This is a genomic window from Microbulbifer sp. MKSA007 (assembly GCA_032615215.1).
Lineage (GTDB): Bacteria > Pseudomonadota > Gammaproteobacteria > Pseudomonadales > Cellvibrionaceae > Microbulbifer.
In genome coordinates this window covers 793484-816500 of record CP128433.1, presented here as the reverse complement: position 1 = coordinate 816500, position 23017 = coordinate 793484, and the positions used below count along the sequence as shown (strand labels likewise).

At 47.1% G+C, this 23017-nt stretch carries 14 protein-coding genes and 2 pseudogenes; 5 read left to right on the top strand and 11 right to left on the bottom strand.

The window, feature by feature from the left end; translation table 11 throughout:
* Positions 1–228 precede the first annotated feature (228 nt).
* Positions 229–1293: a helix-turn-helix domain-containing protein gene (locus QT397_06315; GenBank protein WNZ56958.1), complete on the top strand. Its 1065-nt coding sequence runs from the start codon at positions 229–231 to the stop codon at positions 1291–1293.
* 16 nt (positions 1294–1309) lie between these two features.
* Here QT397_06315 and QT397_06310 read toward each other — a convergent pair whose 3' ends face one another.
* The 5 genes and pseudogenes from QT397_06310 to rluD all read right to left on the bottom strand — a co-directional run bounded on the left by QT397_06310 (position 1310) and on the right by rluD (position 10387).
* Positions 1310–4375: an efflux RND transporter permease subunit gene (locus QT397_06310; GenBank protein ID WNZ56957.1), complete on the bottom strand. Its 3066-nt coding sequence runs from the start codon at positions 4373–4375 to the stop codon at positions 1310–1312.
* 18 nt (positions 4376–4393) lie between these two features.
* On the bottom strand, positions 4394–5428 hold the full coding sequence (locus QT397_06305; GenBank protein WNZ56956.1) for an efflux RND transporter periplasmic adaptor subunit: 1035 nt from the start codon (positions 5426–5428) through the stop codon (positions 4394–4396).
* A gap of 279 nt (positions 5429–5707) precedes the next feature.
* Positions 5708–8309 (bottom strand): annotated as a pseudogene (clpB, locus tag QT397_06300) (ATP-dependent chaperone ClpB).
* A gap of 282 nt (positions 8310–8591) precedes the next feature.
* Positions 8592–9358: pseudogene (gene pgeF, locus QT397_06295) on the bottom strand (peptidoglycan editing factor PgeF).
* 75 nt (positions 9359–9433) lie between these two features.
* The gene (rluD, locus tag QT397_06290) at positions 9434–10387 is read right to left on the bottom strand and encodes a 23S rRNA pseudouridine(1911/1915/1917) synthase RluD (GenBank protein ID WNZ56955.1); all 954 of its coding nucleotides are present in this window, start codon (positions 10385–10387) and stop codon (positions 9434–9436) included.
* Between the two features lie 118 nt (positions 10388–10505).
* Here rluD and QT397_06285 point away from each other — a divergent pair, with 118 nt between their 5' ends.
* Positions 10506–11438 (top strand): outer membrane protein assembly factor BamD, encoded by a 933-nt coding sequence (locus QT397_06285; protein ID WNZ56954.1) that lies wholly within the window; start codon positions 10506–10508, stop codon positions 11436–11438.
* Positions 11439–11495: 57 nt separating this feature from the next.
* On the opposite strand, the gene QT397_06280 is transcribed toward QT397_06285, so the two are convergent.
* Positions 11496–13124, bottom strand: a complete 1629-nt coding sequence (locus tag QT397_06280; protein ID WNZ56953.1) for an NAD+ synthase — start codon at positions 13122–13124, stop codon at positions 11496–11498.
* Positions 13125–13216: 92 nt separating this feature from the next.
* Between QT397_06280 and QT397_06275 the strand changes: the two genes are divergently transcribed.
* The 3 genes from QT397_06275 (at position 13217) to QT397_06265 (ending at position 16971) form a co-directional block, all read left to right on the top strand.
* Entirely contained in the window at positions 13217–14800 is a 1584-nt protein-coding gene (locus QT397_06275) for an ATP-binding protein (GenBank protein ID WNZ56952.1), read from the top strand.
* Positions 14801–14916: 116 nt separating this feature from the next.
* The gene (locus QT397_06270) at positions 14917–16317 is read left to right on the top strand and encodes a sigma-54 dependent transcriptional regulator (GenBank protein ID WNZ56951.1); all 1401 of its coding nucleotides are present in this window, start codon (positions 14917–14919) and stop codon (positions 16315–16317) included.
* 93 nt (positions 16318–16410) lie between these two features.
* Positions 16411–16971, top strand: a complete 561-nt coding sequence (locus tag QT397_06265) for a GspH/FimT family pseudopilin (GenBank protein ID WNZ56950.1) — start codon at positions 16411–16413, stop codon at positions 16969–16971.
* Between the two features lie 6 nt (positions 16972–16977).
* Here the strand turns inward: QT397_06265 and QT397_06260 are convergent, their stop codons facing one another.
* The 5 genes from QT397_06260 to pilV all read right to left on the bottom strand — a co-directional run bounded on the left by QT397_06260 (position 16978) and on the right by pilV (position 23015).
* Entirely contained in the window at positions 16978–17433 is a 456-nt protein-coding gene (locus QT397_06260) for a type IV pilin protein (GenBank protein WNZ56949.1), read from the bottom strand.
* A 66-nt stretch (positions 17434–17499) separates the two neighbouring features.
* Positions 17500–20886 (bottom strand): PilC/PilY family type IV pilus protein, encoded by a 3387-nt coding sequence (locus QT397_06255; protein WNZ56948.1) that lies wholly within the window; start codon positions 20884–20886, stop codon positions 17500–17502.
* Positions 20887–20899: 13 nt separating this feature from the next.
* Positions 20900–21433, bottom strand: coding sequence for a PilX N-terminal domain-containing pilus assembly protein (locus tag QT397_06250; GenBank protein WNZ56947.1), 534 nt, complete (start codon positions 21431–21433; stop codon positions 20900–20902).
* Entirely contained in the window at positions 21433–22440 is a 1008-nt protein-coding gene (locus tag QT397_06245; protein WNZ56946.1) for a PilW family protein, read from the bottom strand. Before QT397_06245 ends, QT397_06250 begins: the two co-directional genes overlap by 1 nt.
* Before the next feature lie 2 nt (positions 22441–22442).
* The gene (pilV, locus tag QT397_06240) at positions 22443–23015 is read right to left on the bottom strand and encodes a type IV pilus modification protein PilV (GenBank protein WNZ56945.1); all 573 of its coding nucleotides are present in this window, start codon (positions 23013–23015) and stop codon (positions 22443–22445) included.
* Between the last annotated feature and the right edge of the window lie 2 nt (positions 23016–23017).

The window sequence follows — 23017 nt, the reverse complement described above, 5'->3', positions numbered from 1 at the left end:
GTGGTAACTCTCGTGACTGAAGAGTTTTAAAAAATCTGAATAACGCAATGTACAGCAGACGACTAAAACTTATCCTTAACGCTCTATTTCGGAATAGGATTAAAGGCGCCAGAGGGGGGTCGAATCCGCCACGCGAAGCGACCAATTCGTCATATTCCTCAATTTATACTCGTGCTTTGAGGCGCCTTTGCTATGATGCCGGCAACGCCACCCGGACGGCAGTAAGTCATGAGAGACCAAAATAAAAATATGTCCGGCCATGCCGGCGTGCCCAAGATATTTGCGCCTTACTTTGTGGTTGCCGCCGCCAGGCTCGGCATCCCCACCGAGACGCTAATTGAACGATTGCCATTCTCATTTAGCTGGAATCCAGGAGAGAGTGAATGGCTCAATTACAGTGAATTCAATGCTCTAATTGAAAGCATACTGGCGCTATCCCCTGTTACCTCACCAGGTCTCAGCTTTAGCCGCTTCCCAATTATGCTTTGGCTTGAAGAAACTATTATCGAAGCTCAGCCCTCCTTGAGACGGCCGAGGGAGATCTTTCGCCCTGCAGAAATTGTGCTCTCACAAACTCTGGCCCCCCTCCTGCGGTTCCAGACTTACCAGGAAGCCGATGCGGAAGTACTCACACTCAACTGGCAGCAGGAACTCTTTAGTGCTCCGGTCAATCATTTTATTGCTGAAATGCTGATGAGCCGTGGAGTAGATCTATTGCGTACTCTTAACCCGAGGTTTCCCGAGGTTCGGGGATTAAAGTTACGCAGTGAAAAGCCAGAAGATGACTCTATCCACAAGAGGATTTTCCAGTGCCCAATTGAATTTTCCGCTGATGAAAATGCGATTATCCTGGGCTCCCAGATACTGGACTTCCCTATACCCAGTTACCATAAAATCATTCGCAGCCAGAGCCGAAATATTTTAAAGGCAGTTTTACACAATACTTTGACCAGCTATAACCTGGCAGCCAGTTTGCGAGCTTGGCTCGAAAAGCACTTGCTCAGTGAAGAAATTACTATCAAACAAGCCGCAGCCCACTTCCGCACCAGCGGCCGCACTTTACAGCGCAGATTGAGAGAACAGGGAGTAACATTCCAGCAGCTTAAAGACAGTGTTACGCTATCTCTGACCAAGAAACTCCTTCTCTCAACCAGTGATTCCGTAGAAAGTATTGCGGTGCAACTTCATTTTGCCGAACGAGCAGTATTTACCCGCTTCTTTAAAAAACATGAGGGAGTCACCCCTTCCGAATTCCGTCGCAGCAATGTCGACAGAGATATTTTCGAAGCGTAAATAAGTGTAAAGAAACTCAGGAGGCCGCTACAGCCTCCGCCTCAAAATTCCGCCCAAGATACATATACATCGCCGGTACAACAAATAAAGTAAATAGCGTTCCAATTGTCATACCTGTCGCCACTACCAAGCCCATTGCAAACCTTGCCCCTCCACCTGGCCCCGACGCTATTAACAATGGAACCATCGCCAAAACCAGAGATGCAGTAGTCATTAAAATCGGTCGCAAACGGATTGAAGTGGCCTGCTCAATCGCTGATCGCTTATCAAGCCCTGAGAGCTGTAACTTATTGGCAAACTCTACTATCAGAATGCCGTGTTTGGAAATAACCCCAATCAGGGTAACCAGCCCCACTTGTGTGTAAATATTGAGGGTCGTCAATCCTAGACTGACAAAAATCATCGCTCCGCAAACACTCATGGGTACTGTGACCAACATAATCAAGGGATCGCGCCAGGATTCAAATTGAGCAGCCAACACCAAATAAATCACTATCAAGGCAAAGAAAAAGGTAACCACCAAATCCGATCCTTCAGTTTTGAATTGCCTGGACTGCCCCGAGTAATCTACAGAATACTCAACTGGTAAGATTTCTTTAGCCGCATTATCCAACACCATCAATGCTTCACCCAACGTAATCCCAGGGCGTGGCACACCCGAAATAGTGACGGCATTTAATTGTTGAAATCTCTTTAGTTGCTGTGGTTCAACGGTTTCTGTGAGCCTTATCAAAGTACTCACAGGAACCAACTTGTCGTTTACCGCCCGAATATAATATTGCTCCAACTGATCAGGGGTTAGGCGGTCAACTCTCTCGACTTGAGGGATAACTTTATAACTGCGGTTATCCAGGGAAAAACGGTTAACATAAGCTCCGGATAACATCGCACCTAAGTCACGACTCAAGTCCACCATTTCCACACCCATACTGGCCGCTTTATCACGATCAATTTCTATTACAATTTTTGGTTTATCAATTTTCAGATCAGAATCTAGAAAAATAAACTTTCGACTCTCAAGGGCTCGGGTCATAATATCGCTTGCCACCGATGCCAGATTCTCCATGGGCTCTGTAGAACCGATAACAAATTCAACCGGAAGCTGCCCTCCCGCAGTTGGCAGACTTGGTGGCACCACAACGGCTATTTTTAACCCGGCTATTTGCTGTACATCACTGCTAATCAACTCCTGCATCTTTTCCGTATCGCGGTCTCTCCCTTCCCAGGGAGCCAAAACAAACCCGGCCACCGCATTATTAACACCACTACTGAAGGTGCCCGCCCCATTAAGCAGAAAAAGATTTTCAACCTCAGTAAATCTCTCAGCAATGACATTAAGTTCACCACTGTACTGTTCAACATAATCTAAAGTTGCGTAAGCATCGGCAGTAGAAATTGTAAGAACAAGCCCCCTATCCTCTGTAGGTTCAAGCTCTTGAGGGGACGTCACAAATAAGAAGTAACAACTTATCAATACAATTAAGCCGAAAACCAAAATAACTCGGCGCTCATCAAGAGAAGAATGGAGCGATTTTTCAAATCTCGTCTGAAGTCGATTAAATTGGCGTTCCAGCCAAATTTCAAACCGGGTACCTCCACCATCGCGAGGCTTTAATATTTTCGAGGCCATCATGGGAGATAAAGTAAGAGCAACCACTCCAGACAGTAATACGGCGCCAGCTAGGGAGAATGCAAACTCTATGAATAGGGTCCCGGTTAAACCACCGAGAAAACCAATCGGAATATACACTGCAATTAGCGTTGTAGTCATGGCCACTACAGGCCATGCCAACTCTCGAGCCCCTACGATCGCAGCCTCTTTTGGAGGCAAGCCCTCTTCTATATGTCGATGGACATTTTCCAAAACAATGATGGCATCATCAACAACAATTCCGATTGCCAGAACCATGCTTAGCAATGTGAGCAAGTTGATGGAAAATCCCATTAATAACATTAAAAAGAATGCACCAACAAGAGAAAGCGGTAGTGCAATTGCTGGAATCAATACGCTGCGAACTGACCCCAGAAACAAATAAATCACCAAAATTACTATAAATACTGCTTCAACAATTGTTTTGACGACTTCTTCAATGGAGTCCTGAATATATTCAGTACTGTCGTAAGGAATCTCGCCTAGCATACCCTCTGGCAACTGTGGAAAAATTTTCTGCTCTAACTCCTCGCGTACTTTTTTAATAACATCAAGGGAGTTCGCATCGGGTGCCACCTCAATAGCAATAAAAGTGGCCGATTGTCCGTTAAAAGTCACAGAGCTGTCATAGGATTCAGCTCCTAACTCTATCTCCGCCACTTCACCTAGACGAACCAACTTATCCCCATCGGCTCTAACCACTAGCTTGCGAAAATCCAATTGACGTGCAATATCTGTATCCGCACGTATTTCCAGTGCCACACGGGTTCCCTTGGTCGAACCAACTGCCGACAGAATATTATTATCCCTAAGCGCATCAGAAATATCCGCAGGTGTGACTTCCAATGCCGCCATCTCTGTCGGTTTTAACCAGACTCTCATTGCAAAGGTACTGTCCCCCAAAAGGCGAGCTCGCTGCACACCAGCTATAGTCGCCAATTTAGGTTGAACAACGCGTGTCAGATAATCCGTGATTTGATTATTAGCGAGAATATTTGAGGAAAAAGAAAGGTACATTGCAGCAGTGGTTTCTCCCTGCTGCATTTCCACACTGGAATCCTCTGATTCATCAGGCAATTCACTGCGCAGCTTATTTACCTTGGCAACGACCTGAGTTAACACTTCATTTGGATCGTAATCAAAACGTACATAAACGTTTATCGTCGAGAGACCTTGCACGCTGGTGGAGACCATGTAATCTATACCATCTGCAGTAGCAATCTCCTGCTCAAGCGGCGTAGTAATAAACCCCTGTACTAGATCTGAGTCGGCACCAACATAAACGGTGGTTACTGTAATAACTGCATTTTCAAGTTCCGGGTACTGCCTGACATTTAATTCCGTTAGCGACCTCAAACCCAATAGAAAAATAAATAGGCTGACTACGCAGGCCAACACTGGTTTTCGAATGAAAATCTCTGTGAAATTCACAACCTATAAATTCCAGGTTTAACTATTTTCCGGTGTGGGGTCCACGCTTTCTGGGGGTTGATTCTGATTATTGATAACCGCTTTCTCTCCATTGCGAAGTTTGAGTAATCCGCTGCTAGCCACTATATCCCCCACCAAAAGTCCTTGTATAATTTCAACTAGATCCCCACGTTCCTCACCAGTTTTCACAAATCGTTTAACTGCGACCATATGCTCACCATCTTTATCGGGCTCCAACACAAAAACCGCCACCCCATAGGGAGCAAAAGCCAATGCGGTTCTGGGAATAACGAGCACTTTTCGCTGTGCACTTATCTTTACGGATACCTGGGCAAACATCCCAGGACGTAAATCGTGTTGGGGGTTTTTCAGAGTAGCTTGAATCAGAAAGTTCCTACTTGCACTATCCACCTGAGGGTCAACAGCAGTAATTCTTCCTTCGTAGGTATTTTTAGGGAAAGCATCTGTTGTCAACTGAATAGCAAGCCCAGCCTTAACCAAGGCATATTTTTGTTCAGGGAGGGAAAAATCAACAAAAATAGGATCAAGTTGCTGTAGAGAAACAACAGACTCCCCCGGGCTTACATTCTGCCCAAGATCGATTTGTCGAATTCCCAGTACTCCACTAAAAGGCGCCACGATAACTCGCTGATCCACCCTGGCCCGCTGCACTTCTATATTGGCAACCACCTGGTCCAAAGTACTGCGAGCGCTATCCAAATCTGCTTCGGTTGTTACACCTCGCCCCAGCAGAGTCTTGATCCGCACGTAATTACGACGGGCCAAGCGAAGCTCTGCATCCAACACCTGCAACTGCGCCTTTTCCGGTTCAGCAAAAATTTCCGCCAATAAATCGCCCTTCCTAACATGCTGGCCCGACTTGAAGTGAATAGCGCTGATAACCCCCTGAGCTTCGGTAGTAACCTCTACACCATTAACAGCTCGAATGGTGCCTATTCCTCTCAGGTCTTCCTTCCAATATTGAAACTGGGCGGTTGCTGAAGTCACTGTGGCCGCAGGCAGGGCTAAGTTGTCTATGAACTGATTCACCATATGCCTGCCAATTAATTTATAAGCAAAAATTCCGCCGAAGAGCAAAAGGCATCCCAGCAGCATTAGCAACATACGCTTACTGATATCAGGCCCCCGTAAGGTGTCGTCAATAAAAACTATAAACTGATACTTGCAAGGGAAACTATGCGCTACGGAGGGGTGCCCCTCTACGTAAATATCCGAACAAACGGATTAGCGCACCTGTGAGTATAGATATGGAGAGAGTGAGGAATCGGTGGGAGTTTAGGGGTGCACCATATGGCACCCCCAAGTGCTTTTTTATCGGAATACGGCTTTATCGCCTTCAACATCCGCGTGGATCGTTGCTCCAGGGGAAAACTTACCGGCGAGAACATCTTGCGCCAGCGGGTTTTCCAGCCATACCTGAATAGCACGCTTTAATGGCCGTGCACCATAAACGGGATCGAACCCAACTTCTGCTAATTTATCCAGCAGACTTTCAGATACCTCTAATTTCAGGTCCCTCTCTGTCAGTCGACGGCAAAGTTGTTGCAACTGAATTTCGGCAATAGAGCGTACTTCTGCCTTATCCAGTGGATGGAAAACAACCACTTCGTCAATACGATTTATGAACTCTGGCCTGAAATGGTTCCCCACCACTTCCATCACCGCACTTTTCATCTGTCGATAACGAATTTCAGCGTCCAGGTCATCACCATTTTCAGCTGTGGCGTATTTTTGAATTAAATCTGAGCCAAGGTTTGAAGTCATTACGACAACGGTATTACGAAAGTCTACCGTGCGCCCCTGGCCGTCGGTCAGGCGGCCATCATCAAGAACCTGTAAAAGAATATTGAATACATCGGGATGCGCTTTCTCCACTTCGTCTAATAGCACAACAGAATAGGGCTTTCTCCGCACCGCTTCAGTCAGGTATCCCCCTTCTTCATAACCTACATATCCGGGGGGCGCCAATCAGTCGGGCCACAGAGTGCTTCTCCATAAATTCCGACATATCGATTCGCACCATGGCGTCTTCTGTGTCAAACAAGAACTGAGCCAATGCCTTGCATAATTCCGTCTTACCCACACCGGTTGGGCCGAGGAACAAGAATGAGCCATTGGGTCGGTTGGGATCAGCTAGCCCCGCCCTTGAGCGGCGTACGGCATTAGCAACCGCTTCCACCGCTTCCCCCTGTCCGATGACCCGCTTGTGCAACTCATCTTCCATTCGCAGTAGCTTTTCACGCTCACCTTCGAGCATCTTAGATACAGGAATACCCGTCCAGCGGGATACCACTTCAGCCACCTCTTCATCGGTCACCCGATTGCGCAGCAGGCGGGGTTCTTCAGAAGCTTCAGCGCTAGCGGCACTTTTAAGCTGTTGTTCAAGTTGTGGAATTACACCGTACTGTAATTCAGACATTCTATTGAGATCACCTGCACGCCGTGCAGACTCCATATCGAGCTTGGCCTGCTCCAGCTTTTCCTTGAGGTCGTGGCTGCCGGCAAGCTGTGCCTTCTCCGCCTTCCAAACCTCTTCAAGGTCGGAGTATTCCCGCTCCAGTTGTAGAATCTCTTCTTCCAGTTTCGATAGGCGTTTTTTAGTCGCCTCATCATCCGTATCCTTTTTAACCGCCTCTCGTTCAATCTTTAATTGAATTAAACGGCGCTCCAATTTATCCATGGATTCCGGTTTGGAATCGATCTCCATGCGTATCCGGCTGGCGGCTTCATCAATAAGATCAATTGCTTTATCTGGTAATTGACGGTCAGTGATATAACGTTGCGATAATTTTGTCGCGGCAATAATTGCAGAGTCGGTAATATCAACGCCATGGTGTACTTCGTAGCGTTCTTTCAATCCGCGCAGAATCGCAACCGTATCCTCTTCAGTTGGTTCATCAACCAATACTTTTTGGAAACGCCGCTCAAGCGCTGCATCTTTTTCAATATATTGCCGATACTCATCCAGAGTGGTTGCACCGACACAATGCAGTTCTCCACGGGCCAAAGCGGGCTTCAGCATGTTTCCCGCATCCATGGCCCCCTCAGCTTTACCGGCACCCACCATCGTGTGGATCTCATCGATAAAGAGAATAATGCGACCTTCCTGTTTGGATAACTCGTTGAGTACCGCTTTTAATCGCTCTTCAAATTCTCCACGAAATTTTGCGCCCGCCAACAATGCCCCCAAATCCAGGGAAAGAAGACGTTTGTCCTTTAGCCCTTCCGGCACTTCACCATTGACGATACGTTGAGCGAGCCCTTCAACAATGGCAGTTTTACCAACACCCGGCTCACCAATTAGTACAGGGTTATTCTTGGTACGCCGCTGTAAGACTTGAATCGTCCGTCGTATTTCATCATCGCGGCCGATCACCGGGTCAAGCTTGCCGGCCAGAGCCCTCTCGGTCAGGTCTAGAGTATATTTATCCAGCGCCTGGCGCGCCTCTTCCGCATTGGGGTCATCCACTTTTTCGTCGCCACGCACTTTTTGAATTGCCGCCTCTAATTGTTTAATGTCGCCGTTGGCATTTAAGATTTTGGAAATCTCTCCCGCCGCAGAGTCGAAAGCCGCCAGTAATACAGTTTCACTGGAAATAAAACTGTCACCATTTTGTTGGGCTCGCTTGTCCGTGAGATTCATTAAGCGCATTAATTCCTGGGACATCCCCACATCACCCGTGGGGGAAGTCACCCTCGGCAGGCTGTCCAATCGCTTGGCAAGGTCATTGCGCAACCCGTTTAGGTTAAATCCCGCCTGTGACAGGAATGCGGGTACGCTTCCGTTATTCTGGTTAAGCAGTGCCAGAATCAAGTGCTCGGGATAAATCTGGTTGTGGTCGCGCCCTACCGCTAGGGATTGCGCATCAGCAAATGCCGCCTGTAGCGGGTTTGTCATTCGGTCAATTCGCATGAACGAAACCTCTTTTACTCGATTTTTTCAGAAGCGCTGTAATAGTGGCACTAATTTGCCTTTTACATTCGCTATGGTACTGACAAGTAAAATAGGGGCGCAGGAAGGGTTTTCAATGATTTAAATCAATAGCGGCATTTATTCTATGCAAAGTGGTTTTGCGGCAAATCTATCTCTTATGGTTTTTACAGCTCAGTCAACACCCAGCCTTGTAATTGCCCAAGCTGCCCCAATATTATCGAATGGCTTACATAGAAAAAATATGCCATATAGAACTTCAATTCAGTCTTTATCCCGCCATATCAAAGTTGCCATACGGCCGGTTTCAGACTCTCTGCGGTAGGAAAAAAACTTCTCAGGTTCTGACATTGTGCAGAGCCCCCCACCGTACACCTCGCCAACCCCCAGCTCTGCCAACTCCGTGCGAGCCAAGGCGTAGATATCTGTTAAAAAGTGCAGTGGTTTCTTAGTGTGTGGGCGGAAACAGCTAGCGATTTTTTCTGTGTGTCGACTGCTAATTGCATTTTCAAAGAATGCCTCGAGGACATCGATTCCGGTTTCAAAGGCCTCCGGGCCAATCGCTGGACCCAACCAAACCATCAACTCCTCAGGATCACACTTCATCGCCCGTACGGTGTTGCGCAATATACCACCGGCCAATCCGCGCCACCCGGCATGGGCTGCTGCTACACGGGTACCACTCTTATCGCATAGCAAAACAGGCAAACAGTCTGCGGTTAGTACGGCACAGACAACACCTCTTTTCATACTAAAGCAGGCATCTGCGGTTCGAACTAAGGCGTCATCACTTGCCTCCACTACCTTGTCACTATGGATCTGCTCCAGCCACTGCGGTTCTGAGGGCAACTCAAGCTCCCCCTCAACTGTTGGCGATTGGCAGTAACAGCTGACTCCTTGTCCCCCACGTGAGCCGCCAGGTTAAAAGAGGAGAAATGGCCACAACTTTGGCCCCCAGTGCGTAGCGTTGTCGCCGCCCTCACCCCTGCGGGTGCGGGCCAGTCGGGTATCAGGTAGTGGTTACTTGGCATTGAGATATCTTGCTTTGCGAAATTGTCCTTTCGAGAACCGGCGATAGGTGCCCAGGCGAATTTATAACCGGTACTTCAGGGCTCATCAGCACGCAACTGATCGAGCAGTGCTTGCATGTCAGCAGGCATTGGCGCACACCAATGCATGCCCTGTCCACTGGTGGGGTGTACTAGCGCTAGTTCAGCCGCATGCAGAGCCTGCCGGGGGAAGCTCTGGAGAGCTTCAACAAGGTCTGCCGAGGCCTCTGGAGGCAACTTTGGGCGGCCTCCGTAGAGTGGATCTCCCACGAGCGGGTGCCTAATATGGGCCATGTGTACCCGAATCTGATGAGTACGGCCGGTTTCTAGCTTGCAGCGTAAGAGCGTGTAAGCGCTGTAACGCTCCCGTACACGATAATGAGTGATCGCCTCTTTGCCGCCAAAGTCCAAAACAGCCATCTTGAGACGATTTTGACGATGCCGACCGATGGGCGCATCAACACGACCCTCAGCGGTGATATATCCTTGGACCAAAGCATCATACTGTCGACTCACCGTTCTCTGCTTTAATTGATCCACGAGATGGGTCTGAGCGGCCAAAGTCTTAGCCACAACCATCAGGCCACTGGTGTCCTTATCCAGCCGGTGAACAATACCGGCTCGGGGTATCAGCTCCTGTGCTGGATTGTGATGAAGAAGGCCATTGAGCAGAGTGCCGTCGGGGTTACCGGCAGCGGGGTGGACTACGAGGCCCGCGGGCTTATTGACCACCATCAGGCAGTCATCTTCGTACATAATATTGAGGTCGAGGTCCTGGGCAGCCCAGCTACCTTGGGGTTCCAGCTCTGCGCGAAGCTGGATAAGCTCGCCGCCAAAGAGCTTTTCCTTGGCCTTAGCTGGGGCTCCGTTTAAGGTGAGCTGACCGCCTTTGATCCACGATTGGAGGCGCGCGCGCGAAAAATCGGGAATTAATTCGGCTGCGGCCTGGTCTAAGCGTCGACCAGCCATATTGGCAGGAACTTGGATATCTAGTTTTAGGTGTTCAATCATCAATCAATTGCAAATACTTTGGGCAGCTCCGCGACTGTGGTTAAATGTCCGACGCGCCAGGTTAATACTGGTGGGTAGTTTAATAAGGTAGAGTGTAAGAATGATAGAGCGAGGGGCTATGCAGACCTGGAAAATGCTGTGGCTGGCCTTGGTGTCCGCAATATTGGTTGCCTGCGCCAACACAGATGATTCGGAAGTGGGCCTACCCACAGGTTCACGTACAGAGCAGGCATACTACGAGATGGCCCAGCGACAGCTGCGAACCAGCCAGTGGGATCTTGCCATCAGAAACCTGCGAGCCCTGGAAGACAACTTCCCATTCGGCAACTACGCGGAACAGGCTCAGCTTGAGCTGATCTATGCCTACTACCGCAACTATGAAAACGATGCTGCTATCGCCGCTGCAGACCGCTTTATCCGCCTACACCCCCAGCACCGCAATGTCGACTACGCCTACTACATGAAGGGCCTGTCCTCCTTTACTGAGGGCACAGGCCTGTTCGAGCGCTTTATGCCTACCGACTTGACCAGTCGCGACCCAGGATCGGCTCGAGAGTCATTCGCTTATTTCTCCCAGTTAATGGCCCGCTACCCTGAGAGCCGCTACGCTCCAGACGCGCAAAAGCGCATGATCCACTTGCGTAACCTGCTGGCTCGCTATGAAGTTCACGTGGCTAACTACTACTTTAAGCGCGGCGCCTACCTCGCAGCAGCCAATCGCGGCCGCTACATTGTGGAAAACTTCCAGCAGACACCCGCAATTCCCGATGCCCTGGCAGTTATGGTTCAAGGTTACCATTTGATGGAAATGCAAGATCTCGAGGCTAATGCCCTGGATGTACTGCGCAATAACTATCCAAAGCACCCCGCTTTTAACGAAGACGGCACTTTCAACTACGACTTTTACAAAGGTCCAAGCGGCCGCAGTCTAGTGCACAGGGTTACCTTGGGCCTGTTTGAAAAATCTGACCCGCGGGGCTTTGACAGCCGGGAACTGTATAATCCCGAATACAACCGGGACGAGACTCCCCTGCCTCCAGAGCTTCTGTAACTTATCACTTAAAAATAGAAACGGCGCCATTCGGCGCCGTTTCTATTTTCAGGAGAGCTAGTCACCCAGCTTCCAGCCATTGGTGATGGGATAGCGGCGATCCCTTCCAAATCCGCGTTCAGAAATACGCACCCCGATGGCTGCCTGGCGCCTCTTGTACTCATTGCGCCCCACTAACCTGACCACACGCTCTACATCCTCTCTCTGGAAGCCACGCTGAATGATTTCCTCAGCGCTGTGGTCTTGATCGACATAGAAATTGAGAATTTGATCCAGGATCTCATAAGGCGGAAGGCTGTCAGAATCCACCTGGTCCGGGGCCAGCTCCGCACTGGGTGGTCGAGTAATGACCGTTTCAGGAATCACTTCAGAAATTGTGTTGCGGTAACGGGCCAGCTCGAATACCAATACTTTGGGAACATCCTTCAGGGCATTGAATCCGCCTACCATATCCCCGTATAAGGTTGCGTAACCAACGGCCATTTCACTCTTGTTACCCGTGGTCAGGACCATCGCGCCCTTCTTATTGGAGATAGCCATCAAAAGAACGCCACGAGAGCGGGCCTGCAGGTTCTCCTCAGTGGTATCCCTCTCACTGCCAGCAAATTCTTCAGCGAGAGCGCCCATAAACGAATCAAAGATGGGCTCGATACTAATTTCCCGATAGTGAACCCCCATTCTTTCCGCCTGATCGGCCGCATCACCTTTACTCAGATCCGAGGTATAGCGAAACGGCATCATTACTGCCTCAACACGCTCTTTACCCAGCGCATCGACCGCAACTGCCAATGTAAGAGCTGAGTCGATTCCACCCGACAACCCCAGCACAACACCATTAAAACCATTTTTATTAACGTAGTCGCGCACCCCAAGTACCAGGGCTTGGTACACGGAAGCCAAATCGCCGCGAGGAGGAGCAATTTCCCCAGGGAGTACCGTCAAATCCTGTCCCTGCAAAGATATGGAAGCTGGCAACAACTGCTCTGTAAACTCCTCAGCCCTGGCACATACCTCTCCCTCAGCGTCAACAACAATTGAGCCACCGTCAAAAACCAGCTCGTCCTGACCGCCGCACCAGTTTACATAGGCAATGGGGACTCCGGCATTTCTTGCCTGCCTGGAAACCAATTCCAGCCTCTGTTGAGCCTTGCCCCGATGGAAAGGTGATGCATTGATGTTGAGAATCAACTTGGCTCCAGCATCGACTGACTGCTTGATGGGCTCTGGAAACCAAATATCCTCACAAACACTCAGCCCCACAGGAACTCCCTTGATATGCACTACACAGGGAGATTTACCCGGCTTGAAGTAACGCTTTTCATCAAAGACCTGATAGTTAGGCAGCTTTTGTTTGGCATATTCTGCGATTAACTCTCCCTCAACTATGACCCCCGCCATATTGAACATAACGCCATCGAGCAGCTTGGGGTAACCTACAACAATGGCGCAGGGCAGTTCTGCAGCTTTGAGTTGATCCAATGCCGCATCAATACGAACCTGCATACTGGGGCGCAACAACAAGTCTTCAGGAGAGTAGCCGCACAGGGTCAGTTCTGGGAAAAGTACCAAGTCTGCACCCAGTTCCTGGTACGCTCGGCGCGCAATTTCTATCACCTGCTTGGTATTCCCTGGAATATCTCCCACCAGGGAATTGATTTGTGCCAGCACTAACTGCAAAGTAGACATCGTTGAACCTCGGACAAGACAGGCCGCTATTGTAACCCCATCGGGGTAACAACAGCAGCGGCTCACCACTACAAGAATACCGGGCATCTACAGTGAGCAGTTCCCAGACATCCCCCTTACAACATCACGAACTCCTACGGATTAGCGCTATATATCGGGTTGCAATAGCCTTGGTTTTGCTGGGAGTATTTTTCTCAGATATTGGGGAGGGCTCACTTGGTGAGCACTTGCCAACACTATTTGTCTATACCACCGCATCCTATGCCCTGCTTAATATCACATGGCTATTCTTTCTCCGACAAAAGGCATATCAAACTAATAACAGCCAAATTGGAGTTGTTCTGGGGTGCGATATCCTGGTATTTCTGTTACTGATTGAAGCCAGTGGGGGGCTGAACTCTGGTCTGGGCTATTTACTTTTGATCAGTTGTTCAATCGGTGCCATTCTGCTGGATAGACGCCTGAGCGCATTTTTTGCAGCCATCGCTAGCCTGGGCGTAATTTCCCTCCAACTGTTTCACCTTTTGTCAGGCTCCGGCTCCAGCAGAGATATTGTTTCTGCAGGTGGGCTTGGCTTACTAATGTTCGTAACCGTCAGCGCAATTCAATATTTATCTGAGCGTATCCATAAAGCCAATCTGCGCGCAGACCAGCAAAGCCGTCAGGCAGCACACCTTCAGAGGCTGGCACAACAAATCATTGAAAGGATGAATACAGGCGTGCTTGTTATGGGGCCATCCAATAAGCCTGAGTTGATCAATCGAGCCGCCACTCGCTTACTTGGAACACAGCTAACGTCTGGCGAAACCCCCAACTCTGAGCTTCACCGTCAGATTCAGTCTTGGCGCCAGCAAGATGAAAACACAAGTATACTTTTTAAAGCCGGTAACAATGACGAGCTACAACTCAACTTTGCCCAATTACGCCATAAAAGTGGCAATAGCACACTGATTTTTGTCGAGGATAATCGAAAGCTCACTGAAGCAGCTCAGAAGCTCAAACTTGCATCTTTAGGACACTTAACCGCTTCTATTGCACATGAAGTTCGCAATCCACTCTCTGCAATCAACCATGCAGCGCAACTTTTATCTGAATCTACCCAGCTCAAAGATGAAGATCGACATTTAATCGAAATTATTTGCCGGCAGAGTGGTCGTGTAAATCAAATCATTGAAAATGTAATGCAACTATCCAGAAGGCGTGCAAATTCACCAGAAGAGCATGACCTGCGAAATTGGCTCAAACAGTTTCTTACCGACTTCAATACAGCCAACCCCCAAAACAACAGAATTGAACTAGATGTTCCAGACCGGCTTATCCCAGCAAACTTTGATTCCGCTCAGTTATCACAGGTCATTACGAACCTAACAGACAACGCATTGCGGCACTCAGAAATGGAAACTGGACAGCGCTATGCAGCTGTTCATGCATACTATAATACTGAGAAAGGCCACTCTATATTGGATATTAAAGATAATGGTAGTGGCATTCCCCCCGAGGTCAAAAACCAAGTGTTTGAGCCGTTTTTCACCACTGATAAGGCCGGTAGCGGGCTCGGTTTGTATATTGCTCGAGAACTGTGTGAAGCCAATAGAATCAGTTTGTATCATTGCCAAAGTGAGGACAATAAAAGCTGCTTCCGCCTTGAATTCGCTCACTCTATTGGTGTGACCTGATCTAGCTCAGGAAATTTTCCGTGTAACTAGATCATTATTCACCAGAAATTTCTGACATAATCGCGTTTCATGCCTTTTGGTATAAAGTGAACAAAACAAGAAAAGAAAGAATAACGATGCGCCCACTGGCACTGGTTGTCGATGATGAACCGGATATTTGTAACTTACTTAGTCTCACCCTTCAAAGGATGGATGTTGATTGCCATACTGCAGCAACGCTTTCCGAGGCTAAAAATGCACTCAGCCAAAATACTTATTGCTTTTGCCTAACTGATTTACGCCTACCTGATGGAGATGGGCTACAGCTAGTTGAATATATCCAGGGAAGTACAGAGATTGAACTCCCTATTGCGGTTATAACTGCTCACGGGAATATGGACACTGCAATTAAAGCGCTAAAGCTTGGCGCTTTCGATTTTGTGAGTAAACCAGTAGATCTTGAGCGCTTACGCAATTTGGCACAACTTGCCCTGCGTCTGGATAGCAATCAGGCTCCACAACAGGAAATCCCCAAAAAAGACCTACTACTTGGCGAAGCAGATAATATCCGCAAGCTACGCCAACAGATCAGTAAGGTTGCTCGCAGTGACGCTCCTGTTTATATCAGTGGTGAGTCAGGCGCAGGCAAAGAACTTGCTGCCCGCTCTATTCATCTACAGAGCGCTAGAGCTGAGCAACCCTTTATCGCCATAAACTGTGGTGCAATACCTTCTGAACTGATGGAAAGTGAGTTCTTTGGCCACCAAAAGGGTAGCTTTACCGGTGCACACAAAGACAAACAAGGCCTTCTACAAAGTGCCGAGGGCGGCACCCTTTTCTTGGATGAAGTAGCAGATCTCCCTCTGGAAATGCAGGTAAAGCTCCTTAGAGCGATTCAGGAAAAATCTATACGGCCAATTGGCTCCAATAAAGAAGTAGCAATAGATACTCGTATTTTAAGTGCAACCCACAAAGATTTAAGTGAAGAAGTAAACAATGGACGTTTTCGAAATGACCTTTACTACCGCATAAACGTTATCGAAATCGCTGTCCCACCTCTTCGGGATAGGGTTGAGGATATACCGCTCCTAACCGATATAATCATGCAACGTATAGCCTCTACTGCCGGACTTACCCCACCTGCCTTGTCACATAAAGCAATGATTGCCTTACAAAATTATTCCTTCCCGGGAAATGTCAGACAGCTTGAAAATATACTTGAAAGAGCTTTCACTTTATCTGATCAAAACATAATTCGAGAAGAAGACCTCCTACTTGAATGTAACAATAGGCAAGAAAGCGCTACAGATAAAAAACACACCAATAATTCACATCAAACCGAAAAAAAGGCTAACTCAGAAGATTTCAATCCACACAAGTATGATTCCCTGGATGAATTCCTACAGAGGATAGAAAAAGAGGTTATTGAGGAAACTTTAGCAAAAACTCGATGGAATCGAACTGCTGCAGCACAGAAACTGGGTATTAGCTTCCGCTCTCTAAGATATAGATTAAAAAAACTAGGGCTTGAGAGTTAGATTATTAAGACCAAGGTACCGTAATTTCATGTGGTTGGAATACACTAACTAAATAGTATTCTAGTGCAAACTCAACCAGGAGGAGTTTGCACCGTGAAACGATCTGCAGGATTCACCCTTATAGAGTTAATAATTTGTATTACGGTTATTGCAGTATTAACAGCTATAGCTTTACCTTCTTTTAGCGACTTCCTTAAAAGGTATAAAAGTAAAGCTAAACAAAGAGAGCTCTTTGACGTACTTATATTTATGCGTAACAGGGCCCTTAGTGAACAACGTAACTTTACTCTTTGTCCAAAAGGGATTTCTGATGAGTGCGCTGGCGATTGGGCAGATGGCGCTTTATTGTTCGCCGATGAAAATGGCAACGGCGAAGTCGATCCAGAAGATCAGGTTGTAAGATATATAGATCGAGCTGAACAGGGAGCCTCTCTAAGCTGGAATGCATTCAATAATAGAGGGTTTCTGATTTATAAACCAACAGGAACTACTCCGTCCCAAAGTGGCAACTTCTCATTCTGCCCCGCAAGCGGCGAGGCAGAGTATGGCTGGATTATAATCCTCAATGCGATAGGAAGACCTTACTACGCCAAAGATAAAGATCTAAATGGCATTGTGGAAAATGGAAGTGGCCAGGAATTAAGCTGCCCCTAGCTACTTTTAGATACAACTGGAGTTCCAGCACAAGTCATCTGGGTCGTCGAAAGCTCCGTCATTCCCTCGATCCCATGCTCGAAATCCATTTGAACGCAATTCAAGTTCCCCATTACCCACTTGAGAGTTTTTAGGTGTTGCTCGAATCGTATAGGATGAATCATTGGCAGCCTGAATAGTCAAGTCATAAGTTTTATTACTGTTATCCAGTGGGGCTTCTGTAGGAAAGATTGCTGGAGCACCGATATCTGCACCCCCATCTGCCGCTCCGGTATAGGAGCCGTTCTGAGTAAAGTGCTGCTCCATTGCCTGAGCCAGGCTCATCAAAGCACCCTGAGCATCCGCTCTATTTGAGGTAAGGATGTGACTTTGATAGGCAGGCCATGCAAGTCCAGCAATAATGCCAATGATTCCTACAACTATTATTAGCTCAATCAAGCTGAAACCACTGTGATTTTTCATTTTCATACGCTTTCACTATCCAGATAAGCCCGACAGAGCCGGGCAAGTACCACCATCTAATAACAGTTAGTTTGGAGTAATTTCTTCCCAGGACAGACGACCTGCTCTATCTCCACCACCAAGATTTATCTCCCTCACGTAAATCCCACCATCACTGGTGCCTGTATACTGTTTACTTCCCAGGAAACCGGACTTATTTGGGCCGCCCTCTGTTCCATCATCAGGCTTTTCTCCTATATAACCATAATCGTCTTCATCAATTACACCGTCCTTATTCGCATCAAATACGGGATCTTCCGGAGCCAAGCCGGTCCAAACATCCACAGACATCAGCCAGCCATCACTACCTGCAGCACAAACTTGTCCGGTTGGAATCAGTGTATTGAAGAATACGACATAGTTCAGTATTGTTGGCCGAGTAACTATACGCTCACCGCCATCCAATCCACTGCCCTCATCCAAGGGCATATACCAACCTGATTTATCGCTCCAGGTAAACTCATCTCCAGATGATGACCTCAAAAGCCATTCACTCCCATCCTCAGCTGTGACTTGGTTCGTATGTAATGTGCGCTTTTCCAGGTCGCTTGTACTTAAATTGTACACGTCATTATCAGATACAACATAAAATCCGCCGGGGTTAGTATCACTTGTATCTGAGTCAACCAAGTACTGTCCCGTGCCGAAGGCAACTATTATATTGGGAGATGCTCCGAACGGGTGTTCTATATTTCTTGCAATTTGCGGAGCAGCGGTAATTGGCTCCCCTGGAACAGAAAAAAGTGGCGACGGGGAAGTAGCTGACGAAGCAACACCCCAGCTTCCTGTCGATGAGACATCGAAAGCCCACATATTGCCCTTTAAGTCACCGGCATAGATACGATCTACAGTGCCATCATCATCAGAGTCCACGATAGTCGGTTCTGACATCCCGTTTTTATCGGAAGTATCAGCAGTACCCGTTGAAATATAGACATGGCTATTGCCACTACTATCTTCCCCATCCAAATATACGATAAATAAACCCGCATCGCCGGTTGAACTGTTATATCCATTACCGAATATTGCAGCCCACTCACCGTTTGACATACGGTAAATTTGAGGACGACTAAAGGTATAACCTAAGTTATTATTGTCCGAATCGGTAAACTCCCACAAAACAATATCTGCGGCATTCTCTTCAGTAAAATCAGAGGGGTTAGTAATGTCGAGAGCATAGTATCCTTTACCACCAGCACCTAAGCCTCCCACAAGTACCGTCTTCCAGCTGCTATTTATGTAGACATCAGAACTTGTCGGAGTACCATCCACATAATATTTATGGGTATAGTATTGCGAACTCAAAGCATGCAGCCCCTCATCAGCGGTTGTACTGAGTAAGGCCGCAGGTGAATAAGCTATCAGCTCTTTACCGGCATTAGCTCCACTGGCACTGGCATTAAAACCATGTAAGAAGCCATCATTCGCTCCCACATATACAACTGGAGTACGATTGCTTTTAGCGCTAACAAAATCATCGTAGCTAGAAGCTCCACTGAACTCGTAATCAGACCAAGGGCCGCTGGGTTCTCCCACATAAACCGGTGTTGAATTTACAATATCACCTAAACGCCCTTCACGAGCCCGGAAACTACCAGTACTAGCTCCCTCATTGCTCCGATCACCCCTCAGATAATCAATACGATCGGAGGCACGGCCATCATATACTCCCGCACTAGATTGAATATCAAGATTCAAATCATCAGCATGATCTGTCCCGGTAATACCGAGCCCGGATGCAGTGAAAGGCACCCCGGTACCATTGCTATAGGAGAGCATAACCCTGCTATCTGGGTCTATCGAATCCAATTCAGAGTTCGCCTCCCAAATGGATGAAGTGCCGAGATTTCCATCGACATTAAGTTCGATATCCCCTTCATCACTAAGGTTCCAAGCCGCTAAATTACCCGACCATGCACTACTATCAAAACCTACAGCAAATATACTGGAATTTGTTTTGAGGGAAGAAGTATTAAAAGCTACAGAGCTTGAGCTACCAACTATAGACTGAACATTATTAATAATAGTATTAAAAGTCACCTTCAGTTCTGCGGCGTTACCAGCATCATACACACCACCGCCACCCAATTCCCCGGCATTTTTCATCAGGTTCGTGTCTGACAAACCATCTTCAGCAAAGCCAATAATATAACTGGTAATATTGTTAACGACCTCTTCACCACCAGTCTTTTTCAAATCCGGTCGTAAATCAATATCGTAAAGAGCCTTAAGGACATCATCCATCTCATCACTTGTGCAGCCGCCACTATTTGAGGAGCAACCATAATCATAGTCGGTCAAGTCACTGCTAATACTATTATCCCTTGTTGGCTCACCATCTGTTAGAGCCACCATAAAACTCTTTTGACAATAATACTGGATAGCTCCGCCATCAACGGTATCATCAGGCGCGCTAACATCGCCCCAATTCAATATAGTACTAGTGCCGCTTCCAGAAAATATATCCTCTCCGGGAACCTGTTTTTCTGCTCCAGTAGAATCTATATAGGTGAGGTTATTTCCCTCATAGCCGCTAATAAAATAACGCCCTACACCTGCAAAACTCTCTGCAAGAGGGGTATTACCATTTGCATCAATATCTTCAATAATATTGAGTATACTATTTCGATTGGTCTCGGTTAGACTAACCAAACCGGATAGCAGCTTTGCACCGTGTTCTGTATTGAACTGCATCACACCGACACGCACATCATTAAGCCCTGAAATTAATTCCTGGGCTGCACTTTTCATAATATCGGTTCGACGTATATCTACTTTAGATCTCGTTGCGTTGCCATCCTCATCCGTAAATTTATCGGCTACATAACCCCCGCTACCATTTTCTTTGGAGAAGAACCAGTTTAGAAAATGCCCGGTAGTACTTTCCCTATAGTCATCTGAATCCTGACCAGTTTCATAATAACTATCCCCTCCAGAATTAGCTTCCGCATAAAGCCAAGCAGTATAATCCTCATCTTCGTCAAAGCAGTTGCTGCTACTATCCCAAGTAAACCAATCACTCTCTGCACGGTTTCTATCCACCAATTTGATCTGAACACTTCCATCGGATGTATTAACCCGATATTCAACATCATCATAATAACGTGTACAGGAACCCCAGCCACCATGACCACAGGAGTTCGACGTATACGTCATTGATACTGGAGAGCTACAGCTAGACCCCGCAGGGTCTGAAGTATCATAACCATCTACGGGCAAAACCATTGTTTCCATTGACCCTGAAGAGTCCAACACAAACATCAGGTTGGGTTCTGCTGAACCGCGGGAATAAAGCGGAACATCAGATAACTCACCCGGTGCAGAAAAAGCCTCATTACTCGCGCAAAAAAACAATACAACGGCAGCGATAGGTTTCAATGGGAATTGGACTTTACTTGACAGTGAAAAATTCATTTTTTTTACTCTTTTATATTTCTTTACCATAGAGAGTGATAATGATTCTCTCAGTACCACCTACCCCAACACCACGAGAAACAATTTTAAACACCTGAATCTCTGTACCGTCGCTTCGGATGGAGTCTGCACTCTTATCCATATCAGTAATATTTGTGTCATCTTCAGTAAGCCCTGCAAGCTCGATAAACATGCGACCAGTTAGGGCCTGACCATCAACACCTTCCATGGGTACCTCTTGCTCTACTGAACTGGCATCTGTCCAAGTATTTTCATCAAATAAGTCATCCGGGCCATCACCTGCAGTACGCCGCCAACCTGTAGTGCCAAAGTCGTCTAAGTTTGTCAGCGTCTCAATATAATCTTCACCTCGGCGAGCAACAGACTCTGCCACCTCGAGAGCTACCTTTGCGTCACGAGAAGCAAAGGTCATGCGTTCGCTCATCAGGATACTCCTGGCCCCAGAGATCCCAATTAAAGTTAATATCAGTAAGATAATCAGGCTGACCATTAGAACGGCGCCGCTTTGTGATCTGATAGTCCTCATTACATATCACCTCGATTACGCACTTTTACCGTAGCCACATACAACTTTCTAATTCTTCCATCACTATATTCAGTTTCGCTACCATCGAGCCGGCGAATAGTTTGGCTATCTACACTTGCATCGCTATCGCTAGCTACCAATAATTCTAATTTAATAGCAACAACTTCTGACATCTCATCAAGAGATGTACTAGCACTTTGCCAAGTATCAACTATTCCACTTCCTGTGGTATCCCGACCATAAGAAACTTGCATATCTTCTATTCCGGGAACCAACTCTTCGACGGAATCATTTTCATCACTAACAAAAAGGGAATTGGTACCAGCTGTATTCACAGCGATAAAATAAGTTTTTTGATACGGCTGAAAAATTGCGGAGTCTGCTCCATATATTTCCTGAAGTGCGTCACTCTTATTATTAACCCACCCAGTTGTAGTACTCACATCGTGCTTTAAAGCCCTATTACCAGCGCCAACGGCCGTATCAATATTTGTAATAGTAAAAATGTCGCCGTTAATACAAGTGGAGACCAAGACAATATCTCCAGCCGCTACAGGACAATTTGAACTTACAACCAGATCACTACCACTAGGATCTAACATACGTCCAGATCCCCCGCAGGCATCAATAACACCACCAAGAATTAATACATCACTTCCATCCAGCACGTTCGTTGTTCCAACTGTCATACCGCTGGCATTATCAACACCCTGAACTCCGTCAGAACCAATGGAAGCTAAGAAAGCATCTGTCGTATCCAACCTATTCTCGATACTGTCTTGATCTGGTGCACATCCCCAATAATCTGCAAGTCGTATTTCCTTGCTCAGCAAGTCGATTGCAAATCTACCGTTTTCCTGTACACGCGAGAACCCATCCTGCATGCGAAAAGTATCGCTATTACTCTGAAATATTTGTAATACGCCAAGTAAAAGAAGGGAGCCCAATAAAATACCTATCATTAATTCAACTAATGAAAGGCCTCTTTGATTACTAAAAGATTGCATTCTTAAAGCTCCACTATCATCGAAAAGGAGGCATTATCCACGTCACCATCTAATACCCCGTAATTTTCCCCTGTATGCTGTTCACTCCAAGATATAGTTACCGTTACTACACCGGCGTTGTGAGCAATTGTTCCTGTTGCGTCAGGTAGATTGGAAGATAGAATGAGCTCCCATTCATAGAGGTCTAAATCTGCAAGTTCAGCATCTGAACATGCACTACTACAATCCGGCGTAGAACTACTGCCAGCGCCACCATCTGAACCATCTGAACCATCTGAACCATCTGAACCATCCGAGCCATCCGAGCCATCTGAACCACCCGAACCATCTGACCCGCCATCACCAGAAGAACCGCCTACAGTGCCATCATACTCACTACTCATAGTCCCCGTAGGATTAGCGCGCATTCGTTCAATAATTTCCTGTGCTGCAAGTACAGCCATATACCGGTGATGAGCCCCATTGCCATTTTTTAAACTCATCACTTGTGTTGCCGCCAGCCCCAAAAGACCAACCGCCAGGATCAAAACCGATACAAGCACTTCAATTAGGGTTGCCCCTTTTTGCTTGAGCATTC

Excerpts from the sequence above, each read along its gene's own strand:
- QT397_06285 (WNZ56954.1), top strand. The coding sequence starts at position 10,506 with ATGCAGACCTGGAAAATGCTGTGGCTGGCCTTGGTGTCCGCAATATTG.
- QT397_06250 (WNZ56947.1), bottom strand. The coding sequence starts at position 21,433 with ATGAGGACTATCAGATCACAAAGCGGCGCCGTTCTAATGGTCAGCCTG.
- QT397_06255 (WNZ56948.1), bottom strand. The coding sequence starts at position 20,886 with ATGAATTTTTCACTGTCAAGTAAAGTCCAATTCCCATTGAAACCTATC.
- QT397_06280 (WNZ56953.1), bottom strand. The coding sequence starts at position 13,124 with ATGTCTACTTTGCAGTTAGTGCTGGCACAAATCAATTCCCTGGTGGGA.
- QT397_06270 (WNZ56951.1), top strand. The coding sequence starts at position 14,917 with ATGCGCCCACTGGCACTGGTTGTCGATGATGAACCGGATATTTGTAAC.
- QT397_06315 (WNZ56958.1), top strand. The coding sequence starts at position 229 with ATGAGAGACCAAAATAAAAATATGTCCGGCCATGCCGGCGTGCCCAAG.
- QT397_06260 (WNZ56949.1), bottom strand. The coding sequence starts at position 17,433 with ATGAAAAATCACAGTGGTTTCAGCTTGATTGAGCTAATAATAGTTGTA.
- QT397_06305 (WNZ56956.1), bottom strand. The coding sequence starts at position 5,428 with ATGGTGAATCAGTTCATAGACAACTTAGCCCTGCCTGCGGCCACAGTG.
- rluD (WNZ56955.1), bottom strand. The coding sequence starts at position 10,387 with ATGATTGAACACCTAAAACTAGATATCCAAGTTCCTGCCAATATGGCT.
- pilV (WNZ56945.1), bottom strand. The coding sequence starts at position 23,015 with ATGCTCAAGCAAAAAGGGGCAACCCTAATTGAAGTGCTTGTATCGGTT.
- QT397_06245 (WNZ56946.1), bottom strand. The coding sequence starts at position 22,440 with ATGCAATCTTTTAGTAATCAAAGAGGCCTTTCATTAGTTGAATTAATG.